Below are 14,617 nucleotides of genomic sequence, written 5' to 3'. Positions count from 1 at the left end.
AAAAACAGCCTGTGATAGCACTGTAAAGCGCTTGGGATCGCTGTGCCGATAATTTTTTCCAATCTCAGGCGATCGAGCCATAGAAAAACACCGCCCCGTCTTATAGAGCGGCATCGAAGATTGCAGTTGAGTTCACAGCATTTAGCTTGTCTGAACGTCAGGCAGGCGCGACGGCAAGAGGCGATCGAGCCAGCTTTCAATAAAGGCGCGGTTCGTCTGCTGTTCTTCGGGGTTCGTCGTATCCAGCGGATGCGGCATCAGTCCGAGAATCGCAGCGGTTGTAACGCAAAACATCGACTTTTGAAAACTGACGCAGAGCTTGACGCGCAAATCGTCTTCGCCGCGCAGTCCTTGCAGATAAACGGCTTCAAGATAAGGCGGAATGTAGTGGCGCATATCTTGCATCAACAGCGTCGGCGGAATGCCTGCACTGCCGATCGGCAACGGATCGGCGAACAGGGCACCGTAGTTGAAATCCGCTTGATTTTGGGAAATTTGGTGTGCTTGGGCGTTGTAGGAAACAGTTCCAAAGAAGGGAAACGATCGCAAGAACACTGCTTCGACATAAGGCACAGCCGTATCCATCAGAAAGGTCAAGCCTGCCGATTGCGGAATGAGCGTGTAAGGTTGCTTGTCGATCGTAACGCTGTAAGTAATTGGCTGTGCCGCCGCCGCAACCAGCCCTTGCTTCACGTGCGCGACCACATCCGCGATCGAGCCGATTTCTCCGGCATCGTAGCGATCGGAAAGTTTGAGAAACATCTCGCTCATAATTTCCCAAAACTGACCTAGAGCGCTGTAGTAGCTCAGCAGTCGCACCTGTTCCGGCAGAAAATCAGGAAACAAGCGATTCATGCCGCTCATGAACGGGTTGGATTTGACTTTGGCGGCGATCGCAGCCTTGGCTTGCTGCTCAAATTCCGGGGTGTCTAGATAGGCATCCAGGCCGCCGCCGCCGTGCCAGAACATGCCCTTCATGCAGTATTCGGCAAATTCGTAGTTGATGCGATCGTGCCACCAGTGCTTCAGCAGTTTGGCGGGCGTCACTTCACCGTTGAAGTATTTGAAGAAGGGAAACAGCACCAAAAACTGATGTTCGGCGATGAAGGTGAGGTTGCGCCAGTAGGCGTCGAGAACAACGCCGTAGCTTTTGAGAATGCCAACAACTTCGATGAGATTTTCGGGCGTGTCGGGCAGTAGTGCGCCGCCAGATTCGATGCGATCGACGATCGCGGCTAGCGGATGGCTGGAAGGTTTGCGGCTCAGGCTCACCATAGGTTGAATTCAAAGTGGAGGTTTACGGATCGAGAGCGGAAATTGAGTCGGCGGGTGTGGAGTGCTGGATTGCTTTTTCATAGGCAACTTGGCGACGCACGATCGACGGACTGGTCTCGGCAGCGATCGATCGGTGCATTGTGTCGCCAAGTGCGGTTGTGGTGGCTTCGCTCCAGCGCACCATCCAGTTGGGCTGAAGTCCCAGCGCGATGATAAACAGCGTCACAACGATCGAGGGCATTCGGTCTTGCCAGCGGACACGAGGCAGATTCGCTAGACTATCCGGCAGGCGACCGAAGAAGGTGCGGTTAATCAAAATCAAGAAGTAAACCGCCGTTAGCGCCGTGCCGACCATACACAGCAGCGTTTGAATTGGAAAGACTGGGAAGCTGCCGCGATAGACGATAAATTCCGCAATGAAGCCGACCATGCCCGGAATTCCTGCACTCGCCATTGCGCCCATCACCATCAAACTGCCAACCAGCGGCAAACCCCGTTCCGGATTTAGCAAGCCTTGCAGGACAGTGACATCGCGAGTTCCCGTTTTGGAGTAAACGACACCGACGAGCAGAAACAGCAGGCCGGAAATCAAGCCGTGACTAACCATTTGCACGACCGAGCCAAGCAGACTGAGGGGTGTGGCGGCAGCGATCGCCAAAATCACATACCCCATGTGCCCCACTGAACTGTAGGCGACGATCTTCTTCATATCTGTTTGCGAAATCGCCACAAACGAACCATGCAGCACATTCACAACCGCTAGCACCGCCAGCCAAGGTGCGACGATCTGCCACGCATCCGGAAACAGGCCGAGGCCAAAGCGCAGCAGACCGTAAGTACCGAGCTTGAGCAAAACGCCTGCCAGCAACACGGAGGCCTGCGTGGGCGCTTCGACGTGTGCGTCGGGAAGCCAAGTGTGCAGCGGCACGATCGGAATTTTGATGCCGAAACCTACAATTAGCGTTACTAGCAGAATTAACTGAGTGGCGATCGGTAAAGTTTGCGATCGCAGCACGTCATAATCAAAGCTCGAAAATCCGCTCAGCAGCGACAGCCCAAAGAAAGCCGCCAACAGCAGAATTCCCGAAACTGCCGTGTAGATCAAGAATTTCGTTGCTGCATAGCCGCGCTTTGCCCCGCCCCAAATTGCAATCAGCAAATAGAGTGGAATCAGTTCCAGTTCATAGAAGAAGAAGAACAGCAGCAAATTTTGCGCCAAAAACGCACCCGCAACGGCAGATTGCAGCAGCAACATCAGCGCAAAATACAAGCGCGAACGGTTGATATTACTATCGGTGCTGTAGATCGATACCCAGGTCAGCAAGCTGCAAATGGCAATCAAAGGTAGCGAAAGGCCATCCACGCCAAGCTCATAGCTAAGGCCAAGCTGTGCGATCCAGGGAATTGATTCGCAAAGCTGGAGAGCGGCAGAACTCGGATCAAACTGAAGGATGATTGCGATCGTCCACAGCAGGGTGAACGAAGCAACGACTAAGGAAATCGATCGCGTCCGGCTAGGCGGCAGTTGCGGCAGACAGATCAGCGCGGCTCCAACCAACGGTGCCCAAATCAACGTACTTAACATAAGCTCCTACCGACTCGCGCTAGAACGACCACTGCAAAGCAGCAAATGTGAGAATCAGGCCAGTGAACACGGTCAGCAAATACTGTCCCGTTCGACCGGAAATTGTGTACTTGAGGCTTTCGCCGCTGAAAATTGAGGCAACGCCCACAAAGTTCACTAGTCCATCAACGATGTAGCGATCGAACCAAGCCATCAGTCGCGCCCCCTGCACCACACCCAACACGACACTGAGTCGATATAGCCGCTCAATCCAAAAGTCATACGCCAAGGTGTCGCGAATGGATTTGTCGACGAGCGTGTCGGGTCGGGTCGATCGGGGTTTGAGGTAGAACAGTGCGCCCAAGCCACAGCCCGTAACGCTCGAAGTGAGCAGCGAACCGACTGCGCTGTAGTTGAGCGTTTCGCTGGTGGGCAGCAGATGCCAGGTGGCAAGCATGACGGGAACGAGCAAAGCAACGATCGTCAGCGACACCATTGGCACAGCCATCAGCCAAGGCACTTCGGGGGCGCGACGAGTTTTCGGCTGTGGCGATCCGGTGAAGACAAGGCTGAAGACGCGCACTAGATTAAATGCAGTCAGGCCATTGACGATCAGCAGAACGCTCACCCAGCCGATCGAATCCCAAAAGCTATCTGCCCAATTCAGCATCGACCAGAAGCAGCCCAGCGGCAAAAGGGCGATCGAGCTAGCTGCCCCGATGAGGAACGCCGTGCTTGTGGCGGGCATTCGGCTTCCCAAACCGCCCATTTCCGTCAGGTCTTGCGTACTGGTGGTGAGGATGATCGAGCCAATGCTCATGAAGAGAAGCGCTTTGGCGATCGCGTGCGTAAACAAAAACAGCAATGCTAATTCGCTCTGCTGCGCTCCGACTGCTAGGAAGACAAGGCCAAGGAAGGCGCTGGTGGAATGAGACAGAGTGCGCTTGATGTCGATTTGAGCGATCGCCACAAGGGAAGCACCGATCGCCGTTAGCGCTCCCAGCACCATCAGCGTTGTGAGGGCGACGGGTGAAGCGGCCAGCACTGGCTCCAGCTTGATCAAGACATAAGCACCGCTGGCAACCACAACCGAGTTTCGCAAGATTGAAGCGGGATTCGGCCCCTCCATTGCTTCGTCGAGCCAGAGGTTGAGGGGAAACTGAGCACATTTTCCCGTCGGGCCAGCGATCAAGGCGAGGCCAAGGAGAGTAGCAGTAAGTGGGGCGAGTTGAGTCGATCGCGCCCAAGCTTCGAGATCGCTAAAGTTCAAGCTGCCCGCTAGCGTTGCCAAAACGACGACGCCCATCAGCAGCAGTAGATCGCCGACGCGCTTGGTGAGAAATGCGTCTCGTGCTGCCGTCACGACGAGCGGTTGAGCGTACCAGAAGCCAACGAGCAGATAGGTCGAGAGCGTCAGCATTTCCAGCAGGGCATAGCTCAGAAATAGCGAATCGCTCAGTACAATGCCGCTCATTGCCGCTTCAAAAAAGCCCATCAGCGCGTAAAAGCGAGCCAGTCCCCAATCTTTTTCTAGATAGCCCAAGGCAAAAACTTGGGCAGCCAAGCTCAGCCCTGTCACGATGACCGCTGCGCCAACGCTGACTCGTGATAGTTCCAGCGCAAACGTGAGATTCAAATCTACAACGTCCAGCCAGGAAACCAGCAGCGGTTGCGGCGGCAAATCCCAAATTGCTTGCAGCAGCCAAACGCTGTGCACCAACGCCAAAACGGTCATCAAAATGTTGAAGTAGGCGGCAGGGCGAGGGCCAGTGCGTCGAATCATGCCGATCGACCAAGGCATCGTTAGCACCGCACCGAGCAAACCGTAGCCAGGAACCCACCAGCTCGTCTGGAGCAGGAACTGAGGCATTGTAAAAATGTCCTTAAATAAACATTGTAGAAATCACCTTGAACCTCGGAAGCACAAAGGGCTGCTAGTTGAGCGAATCACTGCTGAACGCCAGCTTGAAATTCAACTCACCGCAGCCTGTGCGATCGAGGCTATGAGGGTATTTGAGAATTTTCTTAACCAGAAGAATAGCACTGTACTCAGAGAAACGTAATTGTTTGTCTTATTTCTCCAATTTCTTTTAATCATACGTTTTCTGATGAACAAGAATTTTAACGAGCGGAAGCTGTCCTGTCGAACGCACTGAATGAACTTTTGCTTATCAGTGGTATTATTAAAAATTATGAGTTGGCTCAAAGAACAATCACAGCGATCGCAGCGAAGCTTGGATTGTGGCCTGAGGTTGCTCAGCAGTTCTGACTAATAATATTGACCTTTAGGGGATGAACAACCGAGGCTGGCGTTAATCTCGCGTAAGCAACTGCAAGTAAAGTCAATTTAATAATTGATTTTTATCTATGGCATAAATACAATTACGCCCGATTATATTGCGGAAGCGATCGCTTGACCTGTATTCTAAATATTGGAAATCTTAAGGTGCTTTTCTGAAAACAAAATTGACCTTGCCTGTCGATTTTTCAGAAACAACGCTTTTTATAAGACTGGCTTTTTCTGTAGGAGAGGAACGATGCCGATTGCAGTTGGAATGATTGAAACACGGGGTTTTCCTGCGGTTGTGGAAGCAGCAGACGCAATGGTGAAAGCTGCCCGTGTCACCTTGGTGGGCTACGAAAAAATCGGCAGCGGTCGTGTCACCGTCATCGTGCGCGGCGACGTGTCAGAAGTGCAAGCTTCGGTCGCGGCAGGCGTCGAGTCGGCCAAGCGTGTTAATGGTGGCGAAGTTGTTTCAACGCACATCATTGCCCGGCCGCACGAAAACCTCGAATATGTGCTGCCCATTCGCTACACCGAGGCAGTCGAGCAGTTCCGGAGTTAGCACAAAGTGTGAGGAGCGATCGCCAGTCGTTTCCATCACACCAAACTGGGTATCGAGATCGATTATTTATTGCTTGGAAGGGAGAATGTCATGGCTATTGCAGTTGGGATGATCGAAACGTTGGGTTTTCCTGCGGTTGTGGAAGCAGCAGACGCAATGGTGAAAGCTGCCCGTGTCACCTTGGTGGGCTACGAAAAAATCGGCAGCGGTCGTGTCACCGTCATCGTGCGCGGCGACGTGTCAGAAGTGCAAGCTTCGGTCGCGGCAGGCGTGGAAAACATCAAGCGGGTCAGTGGTGGTCAGGTGCTTTCAACGCACATCATTGCCCGCCCGCACGAAAACCTCGAATATGTGCTGCCCATTCGCTACACCGAGGCGGTTGAAGCATTCCGCGAAAGCGTCAGCGGCATTCGTCCGCTGAACCGTCCGTAAGCACATCATGCAGATTGCGAGAGTTTGCGGCACCGTCGTTAGCACTCAAAAGGAGCAAAGCCTGACCGGAGTTAAATTTTTGCTGCTGCAACTGCTCGATGAGGAAGGAAATTCCTTGCCAGAGTATGAAGTGGCAGCCGATAGCGTCGGGGCAGGCATGGGTGAATGGGTTTTGGTGAGTCGCGGCAGTGCCGCGAGGCAGTGGCGAGGCAGCGAGGCTCGCCCACTCGATGCGCTAGTAGTCGGCATTATTGACACGGTGAGCGTCAGTAATGGCTTGCTCTACAGCAAGCGCGACCAAGACCGCTAGGGAAAACGACTGTTGAAGGTGGAGCGTGGGGCGAAGCTGACCTTGAGGTTCAGCGATCGATCGTGTGTTGCTGTCTTAGGAAGGGAACTTAATTTATGCTTGCCCGTAGTTACGCTGCGTCGCCAACGGCCACAGCCACTAGCCTGGCGCAGCCGCGCATTCACGAAACGGCGCATGTCCATTCGTTCTCCAACATTGTTGGCGATGTCTACATCGGGGCGAATGTGCGCGTTGCGCCCGGAACTTCAATTCGTGCGGATGAAGGCACCCCGTTTCATGTTGGCGAAGGCAGCAACGTCCACGATGGCGTGATTATTCACGGCCTAGAGCATGGCCGCGTGATCGGCGACGACCAGCAGCAATATTCGGTGTGGATCGGCAAAAATACCTCGATTACACATTTGTCGCTGATCTATGGACCCGCCTATGTTGGTAACGACTGCTTCATCGGATTTCGATCGACCATCTTCAACGCCCGCATTGGTCAAGGCTGCATCGTCATGATGCATGTTTTGATTCAAGATGTGGAAATTCCGCCGGGAAAATATGTGCCGTCTGGGTCGGTGATCACGACGCAGCAGCAGGCCGATCGCCTTCCGGATGTGCAGTCCACCGATGTCGAATTCGCCACGCATGTCGTCGAAGTCAACGACGCCCCTCGCGACGAACCGACTCGCATCGCCACCATTCGCGGCGAACTTGAACAAGCTTACGCCGCAAAGCAAACCGATTCTTCTTTCGATTCCAACCACTATCAAGGGCAAGGCAACATGGCTTCAGTCGTCGATCAGGTACGTCACCTGCTAGCGCAAGGCTACCGTATTGGCACAGAACACGCAGATTCGCGCCGCTTTCAAACGAGTTCCTGGCAAACCTGTTCGCCCATCCAGGCGACCCGCGAGTCAGACGTGATGAGCGAACTCAACCGCTGTCTGGCTGAACACAGCGGCGAATATGTGCGGATGTTCGGCATCGATCCGCAGGCAAAACGGCGCGTTTCGGAAATGATCGTGCAGCGTCCGGGTGACAAAGTTCCCGCCTTGAGTACGTCTGGATCGACTTCCGCGAGCTATTCTTCCTCTAGCTACGCGCCTAGCCCAGCACCAAGCAGCAACTCTGGCGGCGGTAATGCTTCAGTCGGAGAGCAAGTCAGCAGCCTCGTTCGTCAGGGCTACCGAATTGGCGTCGAGTACGCCGATGCTCGCCGCTTCCAAACGAGTTCCTGGAAAAGCTGCCCGCCCGCTCAGTCGTCTCGCGAGTCCGATATCATCGCTGCGGTTGAAGCTTGCATGGCCGAGCATCAAGGCGAATATGTCCGCATTTTTGGCATTGACACGCAAAGCAAACGCCGCATCAGTGAAACGATCGTGCAGCGTCCGGGCGATCAGTCGGCTCGATCGACCACTTCCACCTATGTCCCAACTGCTTATTCGAGCAGCAACGGCAGCAGCTATTCGCAAACCCCATCGTCTTACTCACAGCCTAGCCACAGCGGATCAAGCAGTTTGAGCGGGGAAGCGATTGATCAAGTCCGCAGTCTGGTTCGCCAAGGGTTGCGAATCGGCATGGAACACGCGGATAAACGACGTTTCCAAACGAGTTCTTGGACAAGCTGCCGCCCGATCGACAGCAACCGCGAATCCGACGTGATCGCCGCTCTAGAAGCTTGCATTGCCGAACACCCGCGAGAATATGTGCGAATTTTTGGCATCGATACGCAGTCAAAGCGGCGAGTGGGAGAAGCGATCGTTCAAAGGCCGTAATCAATCCGCTGCGGCGGGTTGAGGAGCAACCATGCAACTGCCGCTACACCCCATTTGCAACGAACATTTCTGCGTCAGCGGCGATGTTTCGATCGCGCCCACTGCGACGATCGCCCCTGGCGTTTTGCTGCAAGCCGATCCTGGTAGCCGTCTGGTGATTGCTGCCGATGTCTGTATCGGAATGGGCAGCGTCGTTCATGCCCACCAAGGTATGCTAGAGGTAGCGTCGGGCGCAACGCTCGGTGCTGGGGTGCTAGTCATTGGTGGACAAATCGGCGCGAACGCCTGCATCGGCGCAAGATCCACTTTGTGGAACGTTGAAATTGCGCCGGATCAGCTTGTTGCAGCCGATACGCTGATGGGCGAGAGGGGACGGCAGATGTCGATCGCGGATGGCTCACAGAGCAGCTTTTCGCCGCCAGTGGCAACTCCGATCGCGCCGCCCGCGATCGAACCTCAGCCGATCGAATCGCAGGCAGAAACGGCGATTACGCCGCCGACTGTCACTGATCCGATTTTGCAAAATCCGCCGCTGGGAGCCAGTCCGATTTACGGCAAAGCTGCCTTAAATCGACTGATGGGATCTTTGTTTCCCTACCGCGAAATGCTCAACGGTTCGCCGCCCAACGCTGAGGATTCCGATTCGACTTAAGTCGTGGTTGTTATGGAGGTCTAGATGCAGGCAAACGACGGAAGGCTCGCACCGTCTCAGCGAGATTTTAGCAATCGAGCGCTGGGGCTGGTTTCAACGCGCAGCTTTCCGGCGATCGTCGGCGTAGCAGACATGATGCTGAAATCTTCGGGTGTTACCCTAGTTGGCTACGAAAAAATCGGCAGCGGCTACTGTACGGCAGTGGTGCGCGGCAACATCTCCGACGTGCGAATCGCGGTCGAAGTCGGAGCAGAAACCGCAGAAGATTTTCATCAACTAATTTCCAAAACAATTATTCCGCGTCCACTTCCAAATTTGGAAGTGGTTTTACCGATCGGCAGTCGCCTCTCAAACCTCTCGGAACAGCGCGGCTTCAGCAAGCTCAGCAATCAGGCGATCGGTCTGCTGGAAACGCGCGGCTTTCCGGCAATGGTCGGCGCGGCAGACGCGATGCTAAAAGCCGGAGACGTGCAGCTTGCCGCTTATGAAATGGTCGGCGACGGGCTGTGTACGGCGATCGTCCGGGGTCGCGTTTCGGATGTCGCGGTTGCTGTCGAAGCGGGGATGCACGAAGCCGAACGGATTGGCGAATTCCACTCGGTGATGGTGATTCCCCGTCCGCTCGACGATTTGGAACAAACGCTTCCGGTTGCAAGCTGCTGGCTAGAAAAACCCAAACCGATCGCCATTCCGCTCGATCTCAAAGAAACGCAAAAAGAACTGGTCGAACTGGAACTGCCCGATCGCCAGTCGATTTCAACGCCGGATCAGCAGTAGGCGATCGCGCTAAAGCAAAATCAAGCCTTGGCGTGCGCCGAGCATCACAGCCTCCGTCCGGCTCGTGGCGTTAAGCTTGCTGAAGATCGAGCCGATGTGAAATTTAACCGTGTGTTCGGAAATTTGTAGACGACGGGCGATCGACTTGTTCGCCAACCCTTCCGCCATCATCGTCAGCACTTCAACTTCGCGAGGCGTCAGCGATTGCGTGGGCGAAACGGGCTGCGGCGCAATCGGCAAATTAGGCAGCAGGGCATCGATCGCGCCCGGATGCAGCACGGTCAATCCGGCACTGGCAGCTTCGATGGCGATCGTAATTTCTCGCTCCGAAGCACAAGTGGGCAAGATGCCGCGCACCTGCTGCCGCAGACCTTCGGCAATGCTGCCAGAGAGTTCTTCGACCAGCAAGACGATCGCGATCGTCCCCAGATCGTCGCTGGACAAAATTGCGCTCAAATCATCTTCCAAATCCCAAGCAAGCAGCACAACATCCGGGGCAAGCACGTCAATTTGCCGATCGATCGCGTCCAGCGTTGCGCTGCCCACAACCGATAGAGCAGAACTGGTGGAGACGATCGCTTCCAGCCCTGCCCGCACGACAACGGAATTGGCCGCAACTAAAACGCGAATCACGCCACCTGCATCCTCTCCGGTTGAGCCAGTTCGATCGATTGGGTTTGGCGATTGCCGCCGCGCAGGAGATCGATTTGCACTGATTCCCCAAACTGCTTGGTGGCGATCGTCTGCGTGAAATCGTTCACGTTCCGTAGCGGCCAGCCGTCCACGCCGATCAGCACATCCCCGACCAGCAGCGAGTCCGCAGCCGGACTGTCACTTTCCACCGTCAAAACCAGCAGTCCCAAGCGCGGCTGTCCAGACGTGGAAACGAGGACGGGCTGGAGGGTGACACCAAGGCGCGGACGCGATTCGTTTTGCAAAAAGGTTTCGATCGCTTCACTCGGAATCGCAAATCCCAAGCCCTGCACGATCATTGTATTGACGCCGACGACGCGACCTTGTGCATCTGGTAAGGGGCCGCCCGAATTGCCAGGAGCTAACCGAATATCCGCCTGAATCCAAGGCTGCTGCGACTGCGTGTGAACAATGCCCATCGTCACACTTGCTTGACCGTGCGGATGTCCGACTGCAAAAACGAGATCGCCCACTCGCAAATTGCTGGATGAGGCGATCGCCGCCGCAGGCAAATCCGTCGCCTCGATCTGCAACGCCGCCAGATCGCGTCCCCATCGCCGCCGCGATCGACCAGGGCGATCGTCGGGCTGCGTCACTTGTGCGGCGAAACTGCGCCCGTCCGCAAGTTGCACGATCGCGCTTGCTCCCGATACGACATGAGCATTGGTGATAATCAGACCGTTCGATCGCCAGATGATGCCTGATCCAATTTCGCCGTTGGGCGTGGAAACTTGAACGGTCGATCGCCTGAGATTTTCGGCAAGGTGGGCGATCGCTGCGTTGATTGGATTGCTTAGGGTTGTGTTGCTCATGATTGCTGCTCCTTATGGCCGTGCGCCAACGGTGATTGTCAGTTGCGTTAGCGTTCCTGCCCGGACAATCTCAGCAGGAAGCGGCTGACCGACGCGATCGGGGTCAAGCAGCGCGTGAACATCGCGCACATCGCTGATCGGCTGGTCGGCCAAGCGAACGATGATATCGCCAATCAACACGCCAGCGCGATCGGCAGGCGCATCTGGCTCCACGCTGACCACGATGACGCCGCCGCCCGCAAGCCGCAAACTTGACTTGAGGCTGTCGGGCAACTGCACAGGCTGCATTCCCAAACCGAGATAGCCTCTGGCAATTCGTCCGCGCCCAAGCTGATCGACGACGCGCTGAATGGTGGCAGCGGGAATCGTCAGTGTCCAGTGGCGCGGCCCTGCCGTATTCATGCCAATGATTTGCCCTTCGGTGTCAATCAGTGCGCCGCCCGAAAAGCCTGGATAGAGCGTCAAATCGGGACGAATGAATCGATCGATCTGCCCGCCGTGCCACGATCGCCAACTGCCGCCCAACGCGCTGATCACGCCCATGCTGGCGCTGATTCCGCTTTCTGCGGAACGAGCGATCGCCATCACCAAATTGCCGACTTGCAGCGCTTCTGGATTGGCGATTTGGACGGTGGGGCGATCGCTTCCCTCAACTCGCAAAACGGCCAAATCCGTGCCGCCATCGCGTCCAATCAAGGTTGCGTTGCTGGTTGTTCCGTCTGCCCAGGTGATGCCGATTTCTTCGTCACGCTTGAGCATGTGTTCCGCCGTGACGATAATTCCCGACTGCCAATGAATGCCGCTCGCTGACCGTCTGCGTCCATTGATCGCAACAATGCTTTCACCTGCCTGCGCGATCGCACTCGATAAACTGTTGGATAATTCTGCTAACGTTGCGCTCATTTGCGTCTCCCTCGCTTCCTTCTTTTAAGATGCGAGGCGAGACGGGCGATCGCCATCGACTCATTGAGTAGGCTGCACCCTAGACGATCGGCTAGTGAGTCATTTGCGCCACGATCGATTCAATCTCGTGGGGAAACAGCAGCCAGTCGCGGCGAACAGGTTCGGTTAAGGTACGAATCAGGGGCGATCGCTCGCTAATTTCCTGCAAGCCCGTTTGCGTCTTCAGCTTGATTCCGCGCTGATATTGCGTATAGCCGCGACTTAAAGCTGTCCGAATTCCGGCGTAATAGTCGGCTTCATAATCAAGCTGCCGCAGGTGATGTTTTGCCTTGTCGAGCAGTTCGAGTTGTGCGGCGGGTGGCAGATGTGTAACTTCGATCGCCTTGAGCAAATCGCGATCGATAAACCGCCTTGATAGATCAGCGAGGATGCGATCGGGCTGATCCTGCCAGCGCTGAAGATGATAGGTGAATACGCCATCATCTGCCGCTAGATATTGCGCGAGCGGCAAACGGTTACAGTCACTTGTCAGCCAAGCGGTCACTGTTCGATCGGCTTCAACTGTGAGTTCTCGTGCTCGTCTGAGCGCATGTTCAAGCACCCAAGTTGCGGCAATATTTTTGGGATGGTTGTAGACCTGGGAGTACATGAAGTAGCGGACGATCAAATAGTGTTCGATCGCCGCTAACCCTTTACTCGCGACGACAAGCTGCTGACTGACCGGATCGAACTGCATGGCGCTGAGGATGCGATCGAGATCCAATTTGCCGTAAGACGCTCCGGTAAAGTAGCTGTCGCGCATGAGATAGTCCAGTCGATCGCAATCGAGCTGACTCGTCACCAACTGCCAAACTAAAGGAACCGGATGCTGCTTCGTGTAAACCTGCTGAATGTGGTTGAGTAAGTCGCAGTCAAAGCGATCGAGCAACTCCCGCCCCGGACTCGATTCGTGCAGAATCCGACTCGTCCAATGCTCGTGAGCGCTGCCAAACACTTCTTCGCAAGTGTGGCTAAACGGCCCATGACCGATATCGTGCAGCAAGGCTGCACACAAAACCGTCGCCCGATGCGGACGTAGCTGCGGATAGTGCGTAGCAATGCGATCGAACGCCCGCCGAGCGATCGCCATCACGCCCAGAGAATGCGTAAATCGGGACGACTCCGCGCCGTGAAACGTCAAGCTGGCTGGTCCAAGCTGCCGAATCCGCCGCAATCGTTGAAAGGCTGGCGTATCGATCAAATCAATCAGCAGCGACTCGACCGGATCGCGACTGTCGAGCGCGATCGCGCCATGCAGGGGATCGTGGTAAGTCCGACTCAAGCGGCTCCCGCCACCACAGACGGATGCAGCAGCAGATCGATCGCGGCTTGATACTGGCGATCGTCTGGTGTCGCAATTTGTTCTCGCGTAATCGGGTCGAGCGGTATCGTGACATCTGGCGTGATGCCCTGACGGTTGATGTCGTGATGGGCAGGCGTTTCGTATTTGGCGATCGTCACGGCCAGCCCGGAACCATCGGACAGGTTAAACAGCGATTGGATCAAGCCTTTGCCAAAGGTGCGATCGCCCACAAGCTGCGCCCGTCCGTTATCCTGCAACGCGCCTGCCAAAATTTCGCTGGCGCTGGCCGTTCCCTGATTCACCAGCACAACTAAGGGATCATCGGTGAGTGCTTGACCACTGGCCTCAAAGCTATCCTGGATGCCTTCGCGATTGACCGTGTAAACGATCGTGCCGTCCTCCAGCCACAATCGCGCAATTTCGATTCCTGCCTGCAACAGTCCACCTGGATTGTTTCGCAAATCGAGAATGTAGCCATCCGCACCCTGCTGCTCAAAGCGGCTGATCGTGTGCGCGACTTCCATCGTGGCGTTCGCATTGAACTGATTGAGGCGAATGTAGCCGACCTTGTGACCTTCGGTCTCCTGAAGCTGAGCGATAACAGGGTTGAGCGAAATGCGATCGCGCACAATTTCCACGTCAAACGGCTCGGCATCTTCACGTCCCACCGTCAGCGCCACCCGACTGCCAACAGGTCCGCGCATCTGAGCAGCAGCTTCATCTAGGCTGAGATCTTTGGTAAATTTGCCGTTGATTTTGAGGATGCGATCGCCTGCCAAAATTCCAGCCTGCTCAGCAGGTGAGCCTTCGATCGGCGCAATCACCCGCAGCTCGCCTTCATCTTGGGCAATTTGCAGCCCCACGCCCGTCAGCTCGCCCGATGTATTCGTTTGCAGGCTGCGATACTGGTCAGGCTTGAGTAGTCGCGTAAACGGATCGTCTAGACTCGCCAGCATGTTTTCAATGACGCTGTAGGTGTCTTCACGAGTCGTGAGCGGCTGCTTGAGGACGCGCTGGCGCACCATCCACCAGTTTTGATGGTTAAAAGTTTCGTCTACATAAGCGCGATCGACAATGCGCCACACTTCACTTAAAAGCTTTTGTTCTTCGCTGAGCGCTTGGGCGGGCAGTGCCGCACCCAGCCCGATCGAAACTAGCAATATTAAAACAAGACCAAGGCGAAGGAGGAAATTTCTCATAAACAGATTTTAATCGTTCGCTCGATTCTCGCCACGTTTGTAAAGGGGA

The 14,617-nt window shown here is 55.3% G+C and carries 14 protein-coding genes; 6 read left to right on the top strand and 8 right to left on the bottom strand.

Going from position 1 to position 14,617, the window contains the following annotated elements; translation table 11 throughout:
* Window positions 1–141: 141 nt before the first annotated feature.
* The 3 genes from H6F67_RS10830 to H6F67_RS10820 are packed head-to-tail and all read right to left on the bottom strand — an operon-like array spanning window position 142 to window position 4,709.
* Complete coding sequence (locus H6F67_RS10830) at window positions 142–1,275, bottom strand: CO2 hydration protein (RefSeq protein ID WP_190766179.1); 1,134 nt, start codon at window positions 1,273–1,275, stop codon at window positions 142–144.
* Window positions 1,276–1,297: 22 nt separating this feature from the next.
* Window positions 1,298–2,860, bottom strand: coding sequence for an NADH-quinone oxidoreductase subunit M (locus tag H6F67_RS10825; RefSeq protein ID WP_190766177.1), 1,563 nt, complete (start codon window positions 2,858–2,860; stop codon window positions 1,298–1,300).
* 19 nt (window positions 2,861–2,879) lie between these two features.
* Window positions 2,880–4,709 carry an NAD(P)H-quinone oxidoreductase subunit F gene (locus H6F67_RS10820; RefSeq protein WP_190766175.1) on the bottom strand — a complete coding sequence of 610 codons (1,830 nt, stop codon included), beginning with the start codon at window positions 4,707–4,709 and terminating at the stop codon, window positions 2,880–2,882.
* 667 nt (window positions 4,710–5,376) lie between these two features.
* On the opposite strand from H6F67_RS10820, the gene H6F67_RS10815 reads away from it, so the two are divergent.
* The 6 genes from H6F67_RS10815 (at window position 5,377) to H6F67_RS10790 (ending at window position 9,619) form a co-directional block, all read left to right on the top strand.
* Window positions 5,377–5,685, top strand: coding sequence for a carbon dioxide-concentrating mechanism protein CcmK (locus H6F67_RS10815; RefSeq protein WP_190766173.1), 309 nt, complete (start codon window positions 5,377–5,379; stop codon window positions 5,683–5,685).
* A 90-nt stretch (window positions 5,686–5,775) separates the two neighbouring features.
* A complete protein-coding gene (locus tag H6F67_RS10810; RefSeq protein ID WP_190766171.1) occupies window positions 5,776–6,117 on the top strand; it encodes a carbon dioxide-concentrating mechanism protein CcmK in 342 nt (113 codons plus the stop codon).
* Window positions 6,118–6,124: 7 nt separating this feature from the next.
* The gene (locus tag H6F67_RS10805) at window positions 6,125–6,427 is read left to right on the top strand and encodes a EutN/CcmL family microcompartment protein (RefSeq protein ID WP_190766169.1); all 303 of its coding nucleotides are present in this window, start codon (window positions 6,125–6,127) and stop codon (window positions 6,425–6,427) included.
* Window positions 6,428–6,522: 95 nt separating this feature from the next.
* Complete coding sequence (locus H6F67_RS10800) at window positions 6,523–8,190, top strand: ribulose bisphosphate carboxylase small subunit (RefSeq protein WP_190766167.1); 1,668 nt, start codon at window positions 6,523–6,525, stop codon at window positions 8,188–8,190.
* Window positions 8,191–8,221: 31 nt separating this feature from the next.
* The gene (locus tag H6F67_RS10795; protein ID WP_190766165.1) at window positions 8,222–8,842 is read left to right on the top strand and encodes a hypothetical protein; all 621 of its coding nucleotides are present in this window, start codon (window positions 8,222–8,224) and stop codon (window positions 8,840–8,842) included.
* A gap of 24 nt (window positions 8,843–8,866) precedes the next feature.
* On the top strand, window positions 8,867–9,619 hold the full coding sequence (locus tag H6F67_RS10790; protein ID WP_190766163.1) for a carbon dioxide-concentrating mechanism protein CcmK: 753 nt from the start codon (window positions 8,867–8,869) through the stop codon (window positions 9,617–9,619).
* A gap of 9 nt (window positions 9,620–9,628) precedes the next feature.
* Here H6F67_RS10790 and H6F67_RS28350 read toward each other — a convergent pair whose 3' ends face one another.
* The 5 genes from H6F67_RS28350 to ctpA form a co-directional block, all read right to left on the bottom strand.
* Window positions 9,629–10,252: a response regulator transcription factor gene (locus H6F67_RS28350; protein WP_190766161.1), complete on the bottom strand. Its 624-nt coding sequence runs from the start codon at window positions 10,250–10,252 to the stop codon at window positions 9,629–9,631.
* A complete protein-coding gene (locus H6F67_RS10780) occupies window positions 10,249–11,124 on the bottom strand; it encodes a S1C family serine protease (RefSeq protein WP_190766159.1) in 876 nt (291 codons plus the stop codon). The genes H6F67_RS28350 and H6F67_RS10780 overlap by 4 nt, the downstream gene beginning before the upstream one ends.
* A 12-nt stretch (window positions 11,125–11,136) precedes the next feature.
* Window positions 11,137–12,027: a S1C family serine protease gene (locus H6F67_RS10775; RefSeq protein WP_190766157.1), complete on the bottom strand. Its 891-nt coding sequence runs from the start codon at window positions 12,025–12,027 to the stop codon at window positions 11,137–11,139.
* Window positions 12,028–12,118: 91 nt separating this feature from the next.
* Window positions 12,119–13,348, bottom strand: a complete 1,230-nt coding sequence (locus H6F67_RS10770) for an HD domain-containing protein (RefSeq protein ID WP_190766155.1) — start codon at window positions 13,346–13,348, stop codon at window positions 12,119–12,121.
* Window positions 13,345–14,568 (bottom strand): carboxyl-terminal processing protease CtpA, encoded by a 1,224-nt coding sequence (gene ctpA, locus H6F67_RS10765; protein ID WP_190766154.1) that lies wholly within the window; start codon window positions 14,566–14,568, stop codon window positions 13,345–13,347. Before ctpA ends, H6F67_RS10770 begins: the two co-directional genes overlap by 4 nt.
* Window positions 14,569–14,617: the final 49 nt, after the last annotated feature.

The organism is Microcoleus sp. FACHB-1515 (assembly GCF_014696105.1).
In the GTDB taxonomy this organism is placed as follows: domain Bacteria; phylum Cyanobacteriota; class Cyanobacteriia; order Elainellales; family Elainellaceae; genus JAAUTJ01.
Note: the sequence above shows the minus strand (reverse complement) of the source record. Positions and strands in the feature narration are given on the sequence as shown.